This window comes from Marinobacterium mangrovicola (assembly GCF_004339595.1).
Classification (GTDB): domain Bacteria; phylum Pseudomonadota; class Gammaproteobacteria; order Pseudomonadales; family Balneatricaceae; genus Marinobacterium_D; species Marinobacterium_D mangrovicola.
Map to the genome: position 1 here is coordinate 816,302 of NZ_SMFU01000008.1, position 24,421 is coordinate 840,722.

The window sequence follows — 24,421 nt, forward strand, 5'->3', positions numbered from 1 at the left end:
CAGCCTCCATGTTCGTGAGAAATTATTATTCGATTAAGTAGATCAGGCAGTGCGCAGGGTGCGTTTTTCGATGCGCTTCTCGAAGCTGCCCTGGATCACACGATCCACATAGATACCGGGAGTGTGGATCTCGCTGGGGCTCAGCTCGCCGGGTTCGACAATCTCCTCGACCTCAACCACGGTGATCTTCCCGGCGGTGGCCACCATCGGGTTGAAGTTCTGGGCGGTGTGGCGGTAAACCACGTTGCCGTAGCGGTCTGCCTTCCAGCCTTTGACGATGGCGAAGTCGCCGCGGATCGATTCCTCAAGAATATGTGGTCGGCCGTTAAACTCACGCACCTCCTTGCCTTCACCGACCGGCGTACCGTAGCCGGTGGCGGTGTAAAACGCGGGGATACCGGCGCCGCCGGCACGGATCTTCTCGGCCAGGGTGCCCTGGGGGGTCAGCTCAACCTCAAGCTCGCCCTCGAGCAGCTGCTTTTCGAACAGGGCGTTTTCGCCGACGTAAGAGGCGATCATCTTGCGGATCTGGTGATCTTCCAGAAGGATGCCGAGGCCAAAACCATCGATTCCGCAGTTGTTGGAAACCACTGTCAGATCGCGGACGCGCATCCGTTTGATCTGCGCGATCAGGTTTTCCGGGATGCCGCAGAGGCCGAAGCCCCCGGCGATCAGGGTCATTCCGTTATCGAGTCCTGCCATCGCTTCTTCGTAGCAGCTCACCACCTTGTCGAAACCAGCCATAGGGCTTCCTCCAGCGCTATTGTTGTTATCTGTATGTGTGAGTAGTTATGAGCTGTAGATTGCGTTAGAAAGATTGATAAATTAATTTTGTTTTTTATTTTTATTTATTTGTAATAGTTATCAATCTTCGAGGCGACCCATGACGGTAAAACAGCTGCGTGCTTTTCTGGCGGTGGCTCGAACGCTGAACTTTGCCGAGGCGAGCGAGCTGGTGCACCTGTCGCAGCCGGCACTGAGCCTGGCTATCAAAAAGCTGGAAGAGAGTCTGGGCGGGCCTTTGCTGACCCGCACCACCCGCAATGTAGCGCTGACTCCGGAAGGGGAGGCGCTGTATGAACGGGGCGAGCGCCTGCTGGCAGACTGGGACAACCTGGAGGAGGAGCTGCACCAGCGCTTTACTCTGCAGCGGGGCAAGGTCGCCATCGCGGCGATGCCATCCTTCGCCGCATCATTATTGCCTCTCGGGTTGCTGGCGTATCGGGATGACTACCCGGGCGTGAATGTCGAGGTGCACGATGTGATCGCCGAACGAGTGGTCGATATGGTGCGTGAACACCGCATCGAAGTGGGGATCACCTTCGATCCGGGCAGCAGCGAGGACCTGCGCTTTCAGCCGCTGTTTGAGGATGAATTTATCGCCGTGCTGCCGGCGGATTGTCCCTACGGTAGGGACGGATCTATTACTTGGACCGATCTGCTTAAGTCCGACTTTATCACCCTGCAACGCCCGTCACGGCTGCGATCATTGATTGAGCACCAGCTTTCGGAAAGGGGGTTGCACCTCAATGTGGCGTTTGAGGCGCACCAGCTGGTCACTGTTGGTCGCATGGTGACGACAGGGCTCGGTGTGGGCGCGGTGCCTGGTTTGTGTAAACAGCAGATGGAAGAACTGGGGGCCCGTTGCCTTGAACTGACCGAACCCAGAGTATCCCGGCGCGTAGGCATTGTGACCCGGCGACGGGATCGACTGTCGGCGGCAGCCCAGGCGTTTGTGGATGTGATGGTGCGGCGGTTTAAGGAGTGATATCAGAGACCCGTTATTAGTGATGCTTAAACCAGAAACCTCCTGTCCTTGAGTGAGTATGCGCATGATTTCTCGAGACTGTGCCGAGTTCTGCTGTTCTAAACCGGAAAACATTAGAAATAGGTGGGCCAGCTGATATTAAAGATGAGAAGTAGATTCATCTGCGTTTTTATTTAGGGAAAGCGACGTTATGAGCGAGTGGTTGTAAAAACATGGTTTTAGGTCGCTGAAAATGGGAATGCCAACAGATTATTAATAGCGGCATTCAATGTTTTTTTGCCTGAGATATATATATACGCCGCTGTATGTAAATTGAATTGAAATGTCCGATCCAATAGGGTTCATGGTGTTCACCTCATCGGTGAATCGAGTCTTTTTGCTCCAGAAACAGCCACGCCAGGCATTCTCTGCAGCAGCGCTCTATCTCAGAGCAGAAGCCTGCTTCCGGCTTTTATCTGTCCATGCAATATGAAAAGATTTGATTTAGCTTTTGCTTAATTGTCTCTGTGCAGTGACATTGGCAGCGGTTTCCAGGTTCGGTGCCGCCAGGGTTAGCGATTATCTATTTGGATTTTAAATGGTTTTTGAAAATAGTCGTTTCCAATTTTGTTTCATGTACATAGTGAGCCACTTTCGTACAAGCGTTTGACTTTTACCCCTCCCTTCATAGACTCCCATGCAAAGGAATTAGCGGGCGTGATAAAACCGTTCCAAAAACGAATTGGATGCGGGTAGTTGTTGTTTCAGCGCAGCCGTTGGATGAATTTGCGGTAGGGATACCTATTTTGCAGGGCTTGGAGTTGCTCGAAGGTTTGATTGATGTTGTTAAGGCTCAGTAGTATCTGACCGCGCGACTGGAAGCCCTTTTCCACCCAAGTGGGGTAGGGGGCAAACAATGGCTTTCCCATTTAGTTCCGCTAATGTTTCTCGCGGAGGGGCTCGACCTGTGTTCGAGCCCAACGAGCTATCCTGGTTCGCGCGCAAATCGATACCGCGCAAAGTTCCCCGGCTTTTCAAACGCAAATCACATCAGGGCTCGCCAGCGCTGCCTCAGGTAGAGGCGCTCGAACCCCGCTTTCTTCTCTCCGCTGACCTCGTTCCCTTCGACTTTGCTATCGCCTCTGATTTAGCCGCCGATGTCACGCTGAGATTGGACGATGCCGACGAATATCTGCAGATCGTCGATCAGGATGGTGAGCTTCTCGAAGAGCGCCTGCTGCAGGAAACCTCAGAGGTCCGCATTACCGGCAGCGACCAGTCCGATAGCCTGACCATCGGCCTGGACTCGCCGCTGAGCATCGATGTGCTTTTTTTCGGTGAGCAGGGCGATGACCGCTTGATCGGCCCGAGTAATGATGCGCACTGGATTATCGATGGCGAGAATAGTGGCGAAGTGTTCGGTGTTCGCTTCAGCGATGTTGAGACCCTGGAGGGCGCTGCAGGTAACGAGGATCTGTTTACCTTCGAGTCTGGCGGTTTCGTTGACCTGCTGGAGGGCGGTGATGGTGGCTTCGATACGGTTGAGGTAAGCGGCGGGGCATCGCAGACATACACGCCAACCGGACCTGATTCCGGGTTTATCAGCGTCGATGGTGAATTGATCGAGTACAGAGGGTTTGAACCGGTCGAGATCACCAACCCGACCCTTGGCACCGGCACCATCACCTTCGATCTTTCATCCCTTACCGACGACTCCTTCAAACTGAGCTTCGACAGTAACCCAGACGATTTTAAGCTTGAGTCACTAAGCGGTTCCATTGAGGAGCATATCTTCACCGACCCAGGAGTGGGCGGCACAATTACCATCCAGCTGGGTTCTGGTAATGAATCTATTACCCTATCCAATCTTGAAGATCTCAATGCAGACGTCGTGATCCTGGGCGGCGCCGGCAATGATACCTACTACATCGAAGATGGCTGGGCGCCTAACCTGACCCTGACCGAGGGCGATTCCGGCGGCGACGATACTCTCAATTTCTCCGGCTTTGCCGCTGGTCCGATCAGTGTTACGCCCACTGGCGCGAATGAGGTGACCATTGTCGATAGCGCAGGTGCCGAGAGCGCCTTTGTGCTAAGCGGCGGCACCGAAGACAACATCGAAAATATAGTCGGCGCTGATCTGGAAATGGCGGATAGCCAGTTCACCGAACTGCTCGATGGTGTCGACAGCCTGATTGCCTTCTCCACGCAGTTGATGAGCTACGAGCAGTTTGATACCGAACTGCCGATCCTGCGTGATGACAGCGGCAACGGCGTCAAGCTTGGCCAACTTAATGGTCTTGTCGAGCTGTTAGACGAGCTGCGTCATGAGATCGCCGACTACCAGATCGATAATGCCGGTGCGCTGGATACCGATAGTCTGGTAACCCATCTCGATAACGCTTTCTCCGGTGGTGGCCGCACCCTCGAGTACCTCGGCGCTTCCATATTGGCACCACTGGGCATAGAGGATGGAGACTGGACCACCAGTGATGAGTTCAGCTTTGTCATCTCCACCGCCAGTGGACTGCTAAGCCTGTTCGATAATGAGACTGTCACCGTTACCACCAGTGACGACACGGTGCAGAGCTTTGTCGATGACCTAAACGCCGCTCTCATTACGGCGGGCTTTACCGGCCAGTTGGTGGCCGGTGAACGTGATGGACGTATCTACTTCCAGGTCACCAGTGATGAGGTCAGTGATCTCCAGGTCTCCGCTGCAGATACGGCTACGGCCGACCTGTTTGGCATTCCCGAGGAAGGGATTATCCCCGGTGAGCCCAATATCGCGATCGATGATGTACAGAGCTATCTCAGTAACACCGGTGATCTGACACTTAAAGTTCTGGGCGGTGCGGGTCTGGTCGTCAGTATCGAGAATGGTGCACCCAAAATCCGTCTGGATCTGGACCTTGAGGGTACCCGCAGCAGCGATTTCGGTATCCAACTCGGTGATGAGGGCGATGGCAACGGCATTGTTTTCTCTGACCTGTCCCGTATGCAGGCGGATACCAGCGTAAACTTTGATCTGTCTCTTAGCCTGCTGAGCGCTTTTGGCGGCGACGATTTCAGTCTGGATGTGAGCAGCCTTGAATCGGGAATCAACGCCAATTCCACCACGACCAAGGATGCGGTAAGTGGTGTCGATGCTTCCCATCTACAGGCCGAGGTCGGCTTCCTGGCGGTCTACGCCGAAGGTGAGCTGGATCTGGATGCCGGATTGCAGGTGAATCTGGCGCAAACCAGCGATATCGATCAAACGGATCTGTCTGATGACTTCGATACCAGCGGTACGCTGATCGATACCGATGCGACACCACTCACTGAAACCGATGCGGCGTTCACCGGCAGCGCAAGCATGACCATCGATCTGCAACTGCGTATCGATGACCATATCAACGCAATGGATAACTTCGATTATCTGGCGGCCATTACCACTTCGGACTCCAACCCCTTCCTGTCAGCTAACCCGGACTTGCTGTTCGATGGCAATACCGAGGGGAGCGCGGTAACCGGCGGCTTCCAGCACTTCCTTAACTTCACCGCTATCGATCCTACCGGCATCGTTTCTGTGTTGGGCCAGTATGCATCCACGCTGGATAAACTGCGCAACAACGATCTGCTGCACTCGGTGGAGATCCCCTTTGTCTCGGCCGGGCTGGATCAACTGTTGGACTGGGGCGAGATCTTCTCCGATGCGTTGCTGTTCGATGAGGGGGCCGACGATAGCAAAGATGGCGGTAACCGCCTGGTAACCGATCTGAACAACGCGCTGGAAACCGCAGGTCTGGGCGGCCTGGTTAAGGTGCAGGGTAGCGGTAGTGCCATTGAATTTATTACCGTTGATCCAGATCTGACTAATCTGAAGGTCGTAGAGGTCGACTCCGGTATTTACGATGCGTTTGGCTTTACCGGGACAGAGGAGCTGGCTGTCGATGATGGCGATGTCTGGCGCCTGGTTGCTTCGCCGGCTGTGTTGGGCTCACTGGCAGCCGGTGTGTTCAAGGTCAGCTACAAGCGCAATGGCGTGGGGAGCTTTATTGAAACCGACGTGGAAATTACCGCTGATATGCTCAGCGATAATACCGGCCTCGGCGACGATACCGCAAAACTGCTGGATGCCAACAACAGCGCGACCTACCGCACCGCGCAGGAGTTTGCTCAACTGCTGCGTATCTTCGGCATCGATCAGACCGCTAACTACAGCAGTGGCGCCAACTACGACGAGAGCACTGAGCGCCTGAGTTACGAGATCAACCTGGCCAGCGCCGATCTGTTCGCGTTTGAGCTGCCCACCGACTTCGAACTGGATCTGGCTCCGCTGCTGGATATCGAGAGCGATACCCGCCTGGTGGTCACCGCCGATGGTGGTCTGGATATGATCCTCGGCTTCGATCTGTCTGATGCAGGGCTTGCCGGCGGCAGCATCAATGGCGAGAACCTGAGTGACTTCGGTGTCGAGGTGAAAACCGATCCGGCGATCACCGCCGAAGCCTCGCCCAGTACCCTGGTCGGCCGCCTGACTTCGGATGCTCACTTCACCCTGACGGTTACCGAAACCGACAATAATGTCGAAACCTATGACTTCACCATCGCCGCTGCCGATACTGAAGACAACGTAACCATCGAAGATCTGGTATCGGATCTCAACGATCAGCTGGCAAATGACGCTGCACTGGATGCGTTGATAGAGTTTGGCTGGATTGATAACCGAGTCGCGGTAGCTGAGGAGGTAGCCGGTAGCCTGAAGAGTATCCAGGCCAGTGCAGAGAGTTCTGATTCCGCCGTCAGCCAGATCGGTATACCGTCGGTTAAGCTGATAAACAATACTGACCCTGGTGCCCTGGACAGTGGAGATCGCCTGTTTATGGCCGGCACTGGCGATGCCAGAACCATCATCGGCCAGCTGGATGCGGACGCCAGCTTTGATATTACCCTGAACTACAGCGGTACCGATTTCGACGCGGCTGCCGATACAGGTAACCGTGTGACAACCACGGTCACCATTCTGCAGGCGGATACCGAGTCCAATACCAATATTATCGATCTCCAGGCAGATATCCGTAACGCCTTTGCCAACACCTATCTGGGGGGCTCCGAAACCTTCCTGGGCAGCGATCCAGCAGACCCTGAAACTCCCACATTGAGCCAACTGCTGGATGTGAATGTGCAGGGCACACGGCTGGTGATCACGCTGCAAGATGGAGCGAGCTTCAATGCTGACGACGTGGAAGTGGCTGTCAGTGAGTTCAAACTCACATCCGGCAGTAATGCCGATCAACTAGGCTTCGGCGCTGCGGCGACAGAGTTCGACTCCAATAATGCCGACCTGCTGATTACCCAGGCAGATGGCACCAGCTACACAGTCTCCTTCGATAGTGGCGATCTTACCTTCGATGACATTATCGGAGCGATCAATGCGGCTGGGTCGGTGGTCGCCTCCTACGGTTTGGACGACCCGAGCACGCCCAATGATGAGTCCAATACCTACATTGTCCTGACTGATCCGAGCTTCACCGCGTTTGACGAGGGTGAGGTCGATCCCAACCCGGCAAGCTTCAGGGTGGAAGGGCTGAACGCCTCGAAGGCCAGCATTCAACTCGGCCTTAATGCGGGCCTGTTCGATCCCGGTATTCACCCCACCGGTCAGATCGAGGGTAAGGCGATTGGCGGTGTCACTGTGGCTGATCGTTTCTACGTCAGTTCTTCCAATCTGGACCAGTTCCTGACCGCATCGGCGCGCGTGCAGGCCGGCCACCTGATTGAGGGACTGGAGGTCGTCACCACCGGAGCGAGCACTGAACTCACTTCGGGCGATTATGCCTTTGCCAGCGACGTGGTCGGGCTGGATATAGAGGTATTCGATGCCAGCGGATTTGTCGCCGGTACCTATGAAATTACCGCCGTCGATACCAATACCAACACAATCACTATCGACTGGGATACCTCTGCGCTCAGCATTGCAGGTCTTAGCGGTGGTATTGGGGTGCTGCAGACAGGCGTCAATGCAACCGCAAGGGTCGGCTTCGTTGGCGTGAATATCACTGGTGAACTGGACGTCGGCATCGAAGTGGCACTGGGTATCAGTGACGATGCAGGTTCACTCTTCGACACGGACGGTGTTCTAACTCTCGATCAGTTGCAGAATGTCGACTTTAGCGACCTGGGCCTGCGTGATGTGTTTGACCTGCCGACGCTTTCGCCACTGGCCGAAATTCAGGCGATAGATGCAGCTAACGAGTATGGCTATCTCGACCTTGAGGTGGGTATAGAGGCGGGTTCGGTCGATTTCTCAGCTATTGCAGCCCTGTTCGATGCGGATAATCCCACCATATCCATGCGCATCGTAGCCTCTGGCGATCCGCTGCTGGGGCTGCGGCTGGTGGAGGCCGACTATACCCAGCTGAGTGCCACCACGTTTGAAGTGGATGGCGATTTTAGCGCACTACTGACCGATGCTGAACTTGATAGCGACAGCAATGGCGATCCCGATGGTGACGAGCAGTATCTGGTGATCACTCTGCCGCCTGTGGATCCTGATGATGAAACCAGTAAGCCGACACGGGCCAAGGTCGTCTCAGCCGTTTATGACAGCATCGACGAAACCACACTGGTGACTATCGAAGCCTTGTCGGCTGACGATAACTACGACGACTTTACTCTGCCTGACGAAACGGTAGCCGCCGAGCTGGAACTGCTGGAAAGCGCCTCACTGTCGCCGCTGGTGGATGTGGATACCACCGGTTTCGATAGCCTCCTCGACTTTGAGAACTTCGGCTTCGGCAACATACTTGATCTGCTGCAGGCTGTTTCAGCCTTCCTCAGTCAGTTTGAGTCCTTCGACTTCCTTGATGTAAACCTGCCGGTCATCGATAAGAGCTTCAACGACCTGCTGGGCCTGGCCGAGCAGTATACGCAGATGATCGATGATGCTATCGACAACCCTGCAACGACATTGCAGCTGCTTGAAACTCAGCTTAATACCGCCATCGGCATCTCTTCATCGCAGTTCGACGCGATAGTCGATGTACTTAATGCCAATGACGAGGCGGACCCGGGGGATACCGATCCTTTCTCGGCTCCAACCGATGCGGTGGATATCGCGCTTGTCGATGGCAACCTGCTGCAGTTGAGCCTTAATCTGGGTGCGGTGTTTACCGAGAGCCTGCCGGTGGGCTTCAGTGACAGCGACCTGAATCTGCCGGAAGTGTTCGGCGATACCCTTAACCTGGCCGGTTTTGCTGATCTGGCGGCTGAAGGTGCCGTGTTGATGACGCTGGATTTCGGTATCGATACCGAGACCGGTGAATTCTACATACTTGATGGTACCCAGGCGGTAGGCGGTATCACCGTGGGTGGCGAGCATATTTCCTTCACTGCTGGCCTTGGACCGTTCATGGTCGCTATCGGTGATAAACGACTGGATAACCCGGCGGAGACCGATATTTCCCAGATACACCTGCAGGCAGCCGCCGGCGTGAAGGTCGATTTTGCAGCAGGGGGGATGACGACCTCAGAGTTTGATGGTGGTGCGATCGAAGGCGCACTGCTGGACGTTAGCGGTGGTGTAACGCTGGGCGGTATCGGCTTAGGTGGTGCATTTGAAGGTACCGTTGGTGATGGCACCGAGGTGATCTCCGGCTCGGTCGATGGTCGTCTGCCGGTATTCTTCCCCAACGAAGGTAACCATATCGGCGATATCCTGATCGGTGAAACCTTCGGCAGCGGTTACGGCGACCTGGCCAATATCGACAGCCCGTTCTTTAAGGTTGACGGTACAAGCCCCAGTGCAGGCGATCTGGTGGTGGATCTTTCCGAGCCGCTGGGCTTCTTTACCGACTTCAGCCTCGATGATCTGAGCCTGTTCTCTACTCTGATTCTGGCGGTGGACGGTGTCGATTATCTGCTTGAATTCCTCCATGACACACTGTCCGGTGAGATAGGCGGCTTTACCTTCCCGATCCTCGGCGATGATTTTGCCAAGGCGGCGGATTTCTTCCAGACCATTCGTGATGAGCTGATCGGGCCACTGCGTGATGCGATTGAAGCGGTGGAGGATGCGGCCCTCGACTTTGCCGATCCGGACAAGAACATCATCTCCAAGATGTTGTTTGATCTTTTAGGCCCAGACGGACTCGGTATCCTGTTGCCAGAGGGCGCGGACCCGAACTCATCGTCTGATCAGGTGTGGACCGATGCATTGAGCCTGGCATCGCCAGGCGAAGCGATCGGCCTGATGACCAACTATGACGACTACCTGTTCGGTACCGGCTTTGATGGTCTGAACGATTACAGCGAAAGCGAATCGGATGAGATCGGTGAAACCGAGATCCTCTGGAACATGACGCTGGGTCAGGTTTTCTCTCTGGTCGATGCGGGCTTCGGCTTTGATATCGGTATTCCGGGCCTGGGCCTGGAAACTGAAGGGGATTTCGGGCTCGATGTCTGGTGGGCAATGGATTTGACCTTCGGCCTCTCTTTCGCAGAGGGCTTCTTTATCCAGGTGCGCAACGATGAGGGTGTCGATCCCGAGCTTGAGGTACATCTGGAGGCCGAGTTTAGTGAAGGCACCGAGATTACCGGGCAGCTTGCATTCCTGCAGTTGGTCGGCACGGTGACCGACCTAAATATCGACAATGATCTCGATATTACCAACGGTATTGATATCAGTACCTTCTCTACTGGCATCACCGCCGCTTTCACCATTGACCTCTTCAATGAATCCCTGGATGAGGATGCCGGAGACGCCCGTATCGGCTTTACCCAGTTGGGTAGCCTGGGCTTCGACTTCCACGTCGATGCCGAAGCCACGGTAGCCTTGGCGCTTGAACTGGGGTTAAACGACGACTTAGGGCTGACCGGATTCCCCACCGTCACCTCCGACTTCCTGCTCTATTGGGCAATCAATGCCGATCTTGAGGATCTGTCAGGTGACATGATCTCTGACGGCCTGAAAGTGGTTGGCTTCTACGATATCCAGCTGGATCTGGGTGAGTATGTCAGTGAAGTACTGGGGCCGATCGTCGACGAGGTGGCCAAGTTTACCGGGCCGATTCAGCCAATTATCGATGTGTTTACCACACCGCTGCCGCCGCTGGCTCAGTTAGGTCTGGAGCTGACGCTGCTCGATCTTGCGGCCACCTTCGGTGACTTCGATCCTTCGCTGATCGAGACCATCGCTGAGGTGATTACCCTGATCAACGAGATCGCAGCGATCAGTGATGATACCAGCCTGTTGCTGCCGATTGCCGACCAGTTCGTTGTTTATAACAACGGTTTCGATGTCCTGTTCTCATTGACGCCGCTGCTGACCAGCGCGGCTTCGAAAGCTGAGGAGGTGTTTGAGGATGCTCAGGATGTTGCCGGTGCTATAGGTGGACTGGTGGGAGATGTCGCTTCTGCCATCGGTAATCTGGATGGTTCCGGTAGTGCCGATATCGGCAAGACCAAAAAGACAATGACCAAGGTAACCAGCCATGAGAAGGGGGCCTTTGGCTTCCCGATCTTTGAAGACCCAATGCAGATATTGGGGCTTCTGATGGGCAATGATGCGGTGCTGGTGACCTACGATATCGGTCGTTTCTATGCCGCTTTCCAGTGGAGTCAGTACTTCCCGGTTTATGGTCCCTTGGGTATTGCCATAGGGCTGGAGATCTCCGCTGAGATCGATTTTGCCGTGGGCTTCGATACTGCGGGTATTCGTGAGTTTGCCGAAACCGATTTTGAAAACCCGGCCCTCATTCTGGGCGGTTTCTATATTTCCGATACCGAAAACCCGGATGGCTCCGGTCTGGATGTGCCGGAACTGACCTTCCTGGGCGGTATCACCGCGGCGGCTGAATTGAACCTGGGTATTGCTCGCGCAGGCGTTGGCGGTGGCTTGTTCATACAGATTGAATTTGATCTGTTTGACCCGAACAGCGACGGTAAAATCCGCTTGCCTGAACTGGCAGGCAACTTTTTGAATGAGGCCAAGTACGGTTCTCCGGTGTTAGCGCCTCTGGCTATTTTTGATGTGACCGGTGAAATTTTTGCCCAGCTGTTCGCTTATCTGAAAATCGACTTCAAACTCTTCTCCATCGATCTTGAGTTCGACATTACGCCGCCGATCACGATACTCACCTTCGAGATCGACTTTGCGCGGCCGCCGATTCTGGCCACAGAGCTGGATAACGGCGACCTGATCCTGAATACCGGTGACTACGCCGAGGATCGTCTGCTGGGCATTACTTCAGACATCGGCGAGGTGCTGACCATCACCAAGCACAACGCTTCAGGTGGCAAGGTACAGATCGATGTCACCAGCCCCGGTGCTGTGCTGGGTGAAGACTCCGATCTGCTGCTCAGTTATGAAATGGATGAAGGCAGCACGCTGAAGATAAACGGCGGTGCCGGGAATGATGAGTTCCAGCTGATCGGTTTCGACGACGACGAGATCTACCTGGAGGTAGACCTGGGCGAAGGCGATGACATCCTCAATGTTCAGGGGGCACCGACGAGCGGCGTCAGCGGCAGCCGCTTCAATATCATCCGTGGCGGCGCCGGCAATGACATCATCACGGCTACCGGCGGCAGAGATCTGATCATCGGTGGCTCCGGTGTCGATATTATCGATGCCGGCTATGGCGATGATCTGGTGATTGGCGATGAGTATGAAGAGTCTGGCCCGACCCTGACCGTGAAGGTGAAGGGAACTGACAGCGGCGATACCCTGAGCGGTGGCGCAGGCAACGATATTCTGATCGGCGGTGGCGGCGTTGACGATGTCAGCGGTAATGGCGGCACCGATCTGGTGGTTGGTGACGGTGCGCTGCTCACCTTCAGTTCGCCCTCAGCGATCAAGGTATTCAGTAATCTGAAAGCGCTTAATCAGGGCGGTGTGCGTGAAACCGAAGAGCTCGCTACAAGCTTCGGCGACACCCTCTCCGGTGGTGCCAATAACGATATTCTGTTTGGCGGTAACGGTGGCGATACCATCGATGGTGATGGCGGTGCCGATATCATCTTCGGCGGCTTCGGTCCCGACTCCATCAATGGTGGCAGCGGCGCCGATATCATCTTCGGCGATACCGGCTTCTTTGCCGAGGCTGACGACAAAGACAACGCGGTTAACGGCGATGGCGGCGAGGCCGATGAGATCTACGGCGGCACCGGTGAGGATCTAATCTTCGGTGGCGGCGGCGGTGACCTGATCTACGGGGATGAGGGCGATCCGACCAGTGGCGCTGCCGATACCATCTACGGCAACAGCGGTGCCGATGTTATTCACGGTGATGGCGGTGCCGACTGGATCTACGGTAACGGTGAAGGTGACCAGATCTACGGCGATGATGGCGACGATAACCTGGACGGTGGCGCTGGCGGTGACCTGATCAAGGGCGGTGATGGCGATGATGTGATTACCGCCACCAAGGGTAACGACTTCCTTGATGGCCAGGAGGGCAGCGACAACTATCTGACCAAGAACCAGGGTGGGGCTACCGGCTCGCTGATCAGCGTTATCGACTCTGGCGTCAATGACGATGATAACGATGTGCTGCTGATTACCGGTACGCCGTTCGATGATACTTACCTGCTGCGTTCCAATACCGATGGCTCCAACGCCTTCGTCGCCCTGCTGAACGACTTCAACGCGGTTGAGCGGATCAACTACTCCAAGTCATTGGAGCGGATCAAGCTGGATACCAGCCTGGGTGATGACTATGTTGCGGCCGATGATACCGCCGCTGAGTTCACCATCGACGGTAACCTCGGTGACGACCGCTTCCAGATCGGCCAGATGTTCAGAACCCAGCGTACCGAGAGCGATGCTAATGTCGCCATCGATGATGTGTTCCTGACCATCGAAACCACCCGAGGCTGGCTCTCCAACGGTATCAGTCAGGCGATGACCATCGAAGGCAGCGCCGGTAACGACGAGTTCACCGTATTCCATAACCTGGCGGTGTTGACCCTCAACGGCGGCGATGGCGACGATATCTTTACCGTGCGTGCCTTTGCGCTGGCCGGCTCTCAGGAACCGCAGCGTGAGCGTACCGATATCACCGGCGGTGCCGGTGCCGACCTGGTTGAATATGCGGTCAATGCACCGGTCAATATCGATGGCGGTGACGGCTTCGATACCCTGGTGGTGATCGGTACCGAGTTTGGTGATGACTTTGTAGTGACTGAGGATGGCGTCTATGGCGCCGGTCTCAATGTTAACTTCGTCAATATCGAGTCCCTGCGCGTGGATGGCGCCGAGGGTAACGACCGCTTCTTCGTGCAGTCCACCAGCGAGAAGGTGATGACCGAGCTCTTTGGTGGCCTGGGTGAAGATACCTTCTTCATGTCCGGCGATACGCCGCCGGTGGTTTCCAACGACCTGCTCGGCCATAGCGGTCTGGTGCTGCATAACATCGAGACTACCGAAGACAGCGACGAGAGCTTCAGCACCCAGTCCCTGTTCGGTATCTCCAGCAATGTGGCGGATAACGAAGAACCCTTTGCGGTGATCCGTCAGACCGATGGCTCTACCATCGTGACCGAGAGCAGCATATTTGAGGGTGGCGGTGACTCCTACGAGATCGTACTGACCCGCAAGCCGGATGAGGATGTGGTGATCAAGGCGCTGGCGCCGCTGCCGTCAAGCCAGAACCGCGAACTGGGAGCCTTCGCCTTCAGGGTCGAGTCGCCCACCGGCGTTGAAAGTGCCGATGGCACCTCCGTGAGCCTGACCTTTACCACCGATAACTGGTATCTCCCACAGGTGGTCAATGTTTACGCAGATACAAAGGTACTTGAGGATAAAACAGGTAAGTCGCCGATAGGCGGAGTATTTGTTCGTCCTGAAACCGATGGCTTTGATCCAATCGCCGATGACAACACGAACGGCATCGCCGACGATCTTGAGTTCAGCTTCGATGATAACGCCTATGAAGGCATCCACTACGGCGTGATCAACCATATCGTAGTGGCCGGTACCGACGCGATTCAGGGCGACCTGGCCTCAGATACGGTTGAGGATGGCTTGACCGTTACCCTTACCGATCCTCTCAACGGCTGGGCCGTTGAACAGGTGATTGGACGCTCGATCCAGATCATCGAGGGCATAGGTATTGGGGATAGCCGTTACATAGTCGATGCGGTTGATAATGCCGGTACCTGGACGCTGACACTGGATCGCGCCTGGAGCGATACCGATCTGCCGGATACCGATAGCACCTTCGAGATCCGTATCGACGATGCTTTGGTGGGCATGGTCGACAGCGTCAACGAAACACCGGATGCGCTGGATATAGACGGTTACCCGGATGATTCCACTATCTTCTACGCAGAGGCCGATTTCCCGGCTAACTACCTGCCGGGTGGGCTGGGTGCCGAAGGGCTCACCGGACGCATACTACAGGTTATCGGTGGTGCCGGTGCCGGCCAGCAGAGGATGATCCTTGGCCACACCGGCGATAATGGACTGATCCTTAACGGCGACTGGAGCACCGATCTGGACAGCACCAGCGTCTTCCGCATTGAAATCTACGATGGCCTGATCCTGCCGAGCGTGCAGGTGCAGATCAACGACAACGATTTCAACGGCATCCAGGTCGATGAAACCGTCGGCTTCGATGACGACGATGATGTGCTGAACGCATCCGATGTGGTGGATGATTACGACACCATTACCGCGGTGATTGAAGGTGGCGATGGCGATCAGATCGGTGAGTGGGATGTGCTCAATATCAAGCTGAGCAAAGTGCCCACCGGTGATGTCACCGTTAACTTCATCTTCGACGAGGATCAGCTCGAAATTCTTGATGCGACCGCTATTGGCAGTGGTCCGATCACCTCGATGATCTTTAGTAATACCGACACCGCGAGCATCGTCGTGCGGGCGGTGGATGATGGCCTGCGTGAAGGCTTCCACAACGAACTGATCCAGTTTGAGGTCAGCGGTGGCGATAGCGATGCCACCAGTGAACAGACCGATAACTTCTTCTATACCGAGGATAATGCGACTTACTTTGTGGGTCTCAACCACCGTCCGGACCCGGCAGCCATTGGCACCACCGACGGTATCATCTCCGTTACCGTCGATGGCGTTGATATCTACGCGCTGGAGAGCGAGAGCGAGAGCGCCGGCGATATCCGTTACGTAATCTCCGGTAACAAGATCATCTTCACTGATGATGACCTGGAGAATCCGGGACTTGTTTCAGTCAGTGGGCCGATCATTGTCGAGTACAAGACCACCAATGATGGCTTCGCCAGCACCTTCAACCCACCGATACTGGTGCGCATGTCCGATAACGATGCGCCCACTGTGCTGGTACGCGAGACCAACGGCTCTACCGACCTGATCGAGGTGGATGTGGATGGTATCGAGGATATCGCGGCCGAGCTGCGTGGAGATACCTATCAGCTGGTGCTGACAGCCTCACCGGAGGATGGCAAAACCGTCACGCTGACGCTGACCCCCGAGATCACCAAAACCACCCGCACCGGTGGTATCCGCCACGATGCCATACAGGTCATCCTGTCCAACCCGGATCTGGATGCCCGCATGGTGGATAACGGCGATGGCACCTTCACCGTTACCTTCGACGACAGCAACTGGGATATCCCTCTGACCGTTGGTATAGAAGCGATAGATGATGAAGTGGTCGATGGTGGCGATACCAAAGAGTTCGCACCGGGACCGAATACTCTCAGTGGCATTCTTGGACCGGTATTTGTCGATGGCGCGGGTGGTTCCGGCTCTATGGATATCAATAATCCGCTGATGTTGCCGGATGAAACCAACGTAAAACCGGCCAATGGCGACCTCCTGGATATCTCTGAAGATGGCCGCTTCCTCACCGTGAATTATGATGATCTCGTTGGCTCACTGGCCGAAAACGGTTTGACCGAGATCGGCGAACTGATCGACAACACCATCGAGGTAACAGCGGTTCAGGACCTGGAAAATCTGCTTCACTCCACCATCGGCCAGTTCCGCCAGATTATCGGTCTGACCGGTGACCTGGCCGGTACCGGTGACAAAGAGGTGGTTATCGAAATCAACGAGGCATACGGTTTCGATTCGGAAGCGGGCGAAAGCTGGACCGATATCAAGAGCTACGCCATCACCGCGCAGAGCCTGAACTTCTTCGTTGATGAGACGATCCAGATCGACGTGATGTTTGTCGATGATTCCGACAGCCCGGCAGACAGCACCGGTACCCTGACTACTACACGCCTGTACGGCCTGAATATGGGCCCGGATATCACTATCGGTGATCAATTGCGTCCGGGAGGTATCAGCTACAACGACCTTGAGGTGATCGACATCAATCTGGGTGTGGGTAACAACACTCTGAACGTACTCGGCACCTACAAGCGTGATGATGGCTACCAGAGCTGGACCATTATCCGCAGCGGCGACGAGACCATTCCCTGGGATAGCGACCCGAATCGTGATGGCGATGAAATGGGCGATGTGGTTAATCTCTTCGTCAACGAACAGGATATGCTGCTGTTTGGCCTGAACGATGAGGCCAGCAATCCTGAAGATGCCCTCGAAGTGACCGACTACACCGGGCCTGAGCCTAATGCCTACGCTGAGATCTACTCTGAAGGCGCGGATTTCGGTGGTGATGACAGCCTGGCGGGTATGCAGCTGCAGATCATCGAAGTGGATGGCGATAACGTCACCGTCAAACAGTCGCTGAATATCGTCGGCAACAGTGCAGATACGCTGGAGCTTGAGGGCGAGTTCATCCCGGATGAGATTGCGGGCGATCCCGCTGACTTCCCGGATGGCTACCAGTTCCGCATTATCAACCCGGCGGATGGCAACATCGCGGTTGATCTTGGCAAGGGTGACGACATTCTCAATGGCGCCCCGAACTGGGGACCGGGCGGCTCGGCACTGGAATCCACCCTGCGCATTATCGCCTTCGGCGGTGAAGGCGATGATCAGATCACCGGTGGCTCCGGCAATGACATCCTGTTTGGTGATAAAGGGCGTGTGGACTTCTTCAATGAAGAGGGCGCCATCGTTACCCGCCTGGGTTATGCGGTGGATCCGATCCTCGGTTTTGTTACCTCCTACGTGGATGACACTAACGGAGATGACCCGGATACGCTGACCGACAGTGGTGCTGCCTTCCCGACACCGGATGAACTGCAGGACGGTCTGGGCAGCGACGATATCGGTCTGCGTGGGCTTTATGTGGACGTCAACAACGGCTTCGGCTTCCTGCAGACACCGAAGCTGATTCTTGGTAACGACGCCACTTCTCTTACCACCGAACCGTTCGACGATAGCCTGGATCCGCCGGGACCTGAGGCGGGGGATGAAAGTGAATACCGTATCTCCACCTATCCGGAAGACCAGACCGATGGCGTGGTCCGTGATCCGAGCCTGATTCTGACCGTGGATAACGGCGTGGGTGGTAACGATCTGATCAACGCCGGTGCCGGTAATGACCAGGTATTCGGCGGTGCCGGTAACGACACCATTGATGCCGGTGACGGCGACAATATGGTGGCCGGTGACGGTGCGCGCATCGATCTGACCCTGCCTACTGGCGATCTGGCGGTGTTCGACTCGGAAGATCCGACACCGGTTATCTCTCTGCTCACCAGCTTCCGCAGCATCGGTTTCGCCTACGGCGGTAACGATACCATCACCTCCGGCAACGGCCGTGATCGCATTATCGGTGGCGCCGGTAGCGATACCGTTCACAGCGGAGATAACGAAGACATCATCTTCGGTGACAACGGCAAGATCAGCTATGACGATGGTGTGATTACCACCATCGAAACGCTGGACTACGTCGGAGGCCCGACCGATGGCGCGGGTGTCTACAACGACACACTGAACGGCGAGGGTGGTAACGACATTATCTTCGGCGGTCTTCAGGGCAGCCCGGATATCATCAACGGCGGTGCCGGCGACGATATCCTGCTCGGCGATAACGGCAAGCTGACCTATGACGCCGATGCCGGTGGCGATCTGAGCACCCTTGATACCATTGAAAGCTATCAGGATGGTATGGGCGGCGCCGATACCATCTCCGGTGAGGCGGGCTCCGATACTATTCTCGGCGGTACCGGTGGCGATACGATCTACGGTGACGATGTGTCCGCCTCCAACGGCAGCGATGATGGCGGTGATCTGATAATCGGCGACAACGCGGTGATCGATCTGATCCTCAACAGCGTCAGCCGCATCACCAGCAGCATCGATGACGGTACCACTGGCGGCAACGATATAGTGGAGGCCAATGCCGGTGCCGATATCGTGATGGGTGGCTACGGCGGCGATATGCTGGATGCCGGTGACGGTGACAATATCGTGATCGGTGACGATGCCACCCTGATCTACATGGGCCTGGCCTACTTCCCGGCCATGCCGACAGTGCGCCCGGGGGATGATAATGATGCCTCCGACATCGACGAGATCATCTCCACCTCCACAACCTCCGGCGGTGGTGTCGATACCATCACTACGCTTGGCGGTAATGACATAATCATCGGTGGCCGTGAAGGTGACACCATAGATGCCGGTGACGGCGATAACCTGGTGATCGGCGATAGCGGTCGCATCCGTGCCGCTGCAGCAGACGCTCCGCAGATCAGTGGTCAGCCGATGACGCTGGGCACTGTTGAAACCACCCAGTTCGATGATGGCGGTGCCGATATCATCAATACCGGAACCGGCCGCGATATCGTCTTCGGCGGTGCGGGTGGCGACAATATTGATGTGGATGCCGGCGACAACCTGGTCATCGGCGATGACGGTAAGATCGTCTACACCGGTACCGACTTCGGTGGTAGTGGCGTTGGTGATGACAGCAACCCCGCCGACATTGATGAGATCGTCTCTACCTCCACTACAGCTGGCGGCGGTGCCGACAGCATCACCTCACTGGGCGGCGACGATATTGTTATCGGTGGCCGCGAGGGCGATACCGTTGATGCCGGTGATGGCAATAACGTCGTGATAGGCGATAGCGGACAGATACTTGCCGCCGCAGACAATGCGCCGCAGATCAGCGGCCAGCCGATCACCTTCGGTGTGATCGAAACCACGGAAACCGATGATGGTGGTGCGGATAGCATCACTACCGGCAGCGGTGAGGATTGGGTACTCGGCGGTTATGGCGGCGATACCCTCTATCTGGGAGCCGGGGCTGATATCGCACTGGGCGATAATGGCGAGCTGATATTTGATCGGGATGTGACCGTTAGCGTCGATGGCGAGAGCGTTTCCATCATCGAAAACGGCGGTGACGATGCATCCACCCTTGATCGAATTCGCACCACGGCACCGACCCTCGGCGGTAATGACACCATCAACGGTGAAGCTGGCGGCGATATTCTGATCGGCGGTACCGGTTCAGACTGGGTCATGGGTGATGACCTGACCGGTTCCCACGGCGATACCGACGGTGCCGACCTGATCGTCGGTGACCAGGTGGATATCGGCCTCGTCGGTAATGTTCTGAAAGGTGTTATCACCACCGAGCGCGATACCAGCGATGCTGGTGATGGCGATGTGCTGATCGGTAACCATGACGAGGATATCCTCATCGGTTCGCACGGCGACGATATGATCGATGGCGATATCGTCAGCGGTGATGCGGATCTGAGTGACGATCTGATCTTCGGTGATCAGGTCTCCCTGTATAACCGCGACAGCGATACCACCAGCCTGCGCTACCGTGTGCTGAGCGGCGATCATATCTATGGCCGTAGCGATATCGACGGTACTGATATAGAGAGTGGCTCGGTGCTGGTCACTGGTGGTGCCTACGATCAGCGCAATGCGATTGATACCCAGACGGACAACGGTGAAACGCTGATCCCGTCCGGCAGCACCTCCGGTTGGGCCAGCTGGCAGATTGTCGAGCTGGATCACAACACGACCGTTGCCGCGCTGGAATCCAACCGTTACGGCGATGATTACATCGCCGGTAACGCCGGTCACGATATGATCTTCGGCCAGCTCGGCAACGATGTGATCCAGGGTGACGGTTCAATCGAATCAGCCATCGCTTCGGTTGATCCAGACAGCGTTGGCGCCGAGCGTGTCGATGATGGTCTGATTGAAGTAACTCCGGGGCAGTCTGTTGCTGCGACCAGCCTGGATGTGACCGCCTCCTTTGAAGCGGTAACCGACGGCGATGACTATATCGAGGGTAACGGCGGTGACGACGTGATCTTCGGTGGTCTGGGTCAGGATGATATCGTCGGCGATAACTCCAGCATGTTCTCGCTCGACAGCATCGATGAGCGTACTCCATCCGGTTCAGATCTGATCTTCGGCGGTTCCGGTGAGCGTATCGACCGTAACGACCTCGTGGGCGATAGCGAAGCCGATATCGTCTTTAACGAACGCCATGCTCGCGATGCCGATGCGATAGCGGGTGATAACGCCAATATCTATCGTCTGGTAGGTATTAACGGCGCAGAGGGTAGCGATCCCTTCCTCAGCTTCAACTATGACGCTGACAGCAACTACGAAGATCGTGGTGATCGCCGTATTATCGCCCGCGCCGTCGATCTGCTCGACTACACACCGGGCGGTGAAGACTATGACGCCAACGCCTCAGCTGATATCGGCTTTGCCGACGAGATCCACGGTGAATCCGGTGATGACTTTATCTACGGTATGGTCGGCGGGGATATCCTGTTCGGCGATAGCGAAGATGACGATCTGATCGGTGGCTACGGTGCCGACTGGATCTCCGGCGGAACCGGCGGTGACGGTATCCTCGGCGACGATGGCCGCATCTTTACCAGCCGCAACACCACATCCGGCGAGTCGCTCTATGGCGTGGCGGGCTTCGCCAACAACGAACTCGATCTGACCATCAGCACGCCGGGTAATATGCAGCAGGCGGTGATCAATGTCTCGGGCGAGCTGAAGAAAACCGTCGATCTGACACCGTTCAAACTCACCGACAGCGATTACGATGCCGATGATCCAGCCGACGCCGACGATATCCTCTACGGTGGCTGGGGCGATGACTTTATGCACGGCGGCGCCGGTGACGACGCCATGTCCGGTGCAGAGGCACTGGAGATGTTCTTCGATTCACCCATCCCGATGGACGATGTGCTGCGCTTTGGCGAACTTCGTGCCGGTGAGTTCTACGACTACGACGAGTACAACGCACTGGCCCGGATCGGCGGCTTCCTCCTCAACTTCAATGAAGCTGAAGGTGAGGCTGTTGATGATGATGTTTCCAGTGATGGCAACGACCGCCTGTTCGGTGATCTGGGCAACGACTGGATCGTCGGTGGTACCGGTCAGGATCGGATGTACGGCGGTTTCGGTAACGATCTGCTCAATGCCGATGATGACCTGAGTACCAATGGCGGCCATAACGACGTGCCGGATACCGATCCGAGCTACGAGGATATCGCCTACGGCGGTGCCGGACGCGATGTGCTGATCGGTAACACCGGTGGCGACCGTCTGATCGACTGGGTCGGCGAATTCAACAGCTACCTTGTACCGTTCGCGCCGTTCGGCGCAGCGACCGTCAGCCGCACACTGCAGCCGCAGTTGATGGATTACCTCTACGACCTTTCCGAGGGGGATGGGGCTGACCCGACCCGCGCGGCCGATACCGGCTCAGACCCGGATCGTAATGGCGAGCCCTATGGCGAGCTTGGCGTAGTGGTTCAGAAGGACTTCTACTGGCAGGATCAGACCGGCGCACCGGCCGATCCGCAGGCAGGTAACATCCCGGGTGGTGCACGTGATGTGCTGCGCTCTGCAGACTTCAACGATGGCCAGAACCTGACCATGTTCGCCGATAGCGGCGAGTGGACAGTGGATGGCTCGGTACTGCAGGTTACTGCAACCGATATCGGTGGGGATGCAGTGGCCGTGCTTGATCTGGATGACCAGCTGCCAAGCTACTTCGAGATCGTCGCCACCATCACCATGGAGAAACCTAAGGGTGGCTGGAAAGCCAACAGCTACGTCATCTTCGACTACCAGAGCGAGACCGACTTCAAGTTTGCCGGTATCGATGCCTCCCGTGACAAGATGCAGCTGGGTCACCGCACCGCCGAGGGCTGGATCATCGATGCGGAGACTTCCGCCAAGATTCGCCCAGGGGAGTTTTATAACGTCCTGGTAGCGGTCAACGGTACCAACGTAACGGTGGCGGTGAATGGTCAGGATTACTTCGCCCATACCTATGATCCGCGGGTTGATGCCGATGGTTGGGTCTACGGCCTGAACGACGGTATGGTCGGTTTTGGGGCCGAGAACTCCAAGGGCACGCTGGATAACATTGCTGTCCAGGTGCTGCCGCCGGAGTACACCCTGAACCTGACCGAGGACTTTGAAGACGCCGATGTTCAGTTCCTGGCGGTTCCGGTCAGTGGTGAGTGGACGCTGGCTGGCGGCGAGTATCAGGGGGTTGCGCAATCGGGCAGCCGTGCCATCAGCCTGCTCGATGTGGGTATGGGCCACGACGGCGGCCTGCAGGAGAACTCCGTACTGGATATCTCCGCCACCCTCAATACTGAGGCTACCTCCGGTATCGTCTTTGACTACTACAGCTCAGATGACTTCAAGTACGCAGGTTTCTCTGCCGAGGGTGACGAGATAGTCATCGGCCACTACAAGGGTGGTCAGTGGTATGTCGATAGCCGCAGTGATTATGTGGTCAGTGCCGGCGTCGATTACGACCTGGGTCTGTCGATCAAGGGCACGACTGTGGATCTGTCTCTGCGCGAAAGCAGTGCCGAGAACTGGCAGGCCAAGCTGGGCCATGTCTTCAACGCGGTTGCCGTGGATGGTGGTTTTGGTCTGCTGGTCATTGAGGGTAGTGCCAGCTTCGACAGTGTCAGTGTGGCCACCAATGATGCCTTCTTCAGCGAACACAGCGATGCTCTGATGGCCAAGACCCTGGGCGCCGAGACCGAGGCGACCCCGGTATCGGCAGAAGCGCTGAATCTGTTGTTGGTCGAATCGAAACAGCGTCTGGCTCGGCTGATGAAGCTGGGTGACGCGGAAATGGCTCTGCTCGATAGCGTCCAGATCGATTTCGCCGATCTGGAAGGTCGAGTGCTTGCCGAAACCTCAGGTTTGACTATCACCCTGGATCACAACGGCGCCGGACATGGCTGGTTTGTCGATGCTACCGCCTCTATGGATGAGGAGTTCCGCAGCTTTACACCGCAGAGCGGTAATCGTGTGGCGACACCTAGCAGTGAAGCTGCAGGCCAGAGTGACTTGCTCTCTGTCCTGGTTCACGAACTGGGCCATGTGTTGTCTCTTGAACACGGTACAGGATTCATGGATGCCAACCTTGCGGCCGGCGAGCGCTTCCTCATGCCTTCTGAGGCTTTGGCGACACCTCAGCAGGGGGCCTCATTGGCTACCAAGGAAGCGGCACAGGTGCAGATATTCGATGAGGTTTTGGATCGGTTGTATAACCCGGCAGAGGCTCGTTTGATCTCAATGTTCAATATACAACCGGCGGAACTGGAAAATACGGAAGAAAATACCGAGTTCCTGATCAAGATCGATGATGAAGGCAATAGTTTTACCGCTGAGAATAATAAGAAGCCGGCGAATCCAGGTGTTATCGCCAGTGACGTAGGATCAGCCGGTAAAATTAAAGCAGGCGTAGTCAATTGGTCAGATAAAAGCAATATTGTTAGCTTGATAAAATCGAAGATTTGATT

At 56.0% G+C, this 24,421-nt stretch carries 3 protein-coding genes; 2 read left to right on the forward strand and 1 reads right to left on the reverse strand.

Annotated features, from left to right (window positions below):
* Positions 1 to 42 precede the first annotated feature (42 nt).
* Complete coding sequence (locus CLV83_RS12100; protein ID WP_132292445.1) at positions 43 to 744, reverse strand: CoA transferase subunit A; 702 nt, start codon at positions 742 to 744, stop codon at positions 43 to 45.
* Between the two features lie 139 nt (positions 745 to 883).
* On the opposite strand from CLV83_RS12100, the gene CLV83_RS12105 reads away from it, so the two are divergent.
* A complete protein-coding gene (locus tag CLV83_RS12105) occupies positions 884 to 1,768 on the forward strand; it encodes a LysR family transcriptional regulator (RefSeq protein ID WP_132292448.1) in 885 nt (294 codons plus the stop codon).
* Between the two features lie 946 nt (positions 1,769 to 2,714).
* Positions 2,715 to 24,419 carry an LEPR-XLL domain-containing protein gene (locus tag CLV83_RS12110; protein ID WP_165900296.1) on the forward strand — a complete coding sequence of 7,235 codons (21,705 nt, stop codon included), beginning with the start codon at positions 2,715 to 2,717 and terminating at the stop codon, positions 24,417 to 24,419.
* The last annotated feature ends 2 nt before the right edge of the window (positions 24,420 to 24,421 follow it).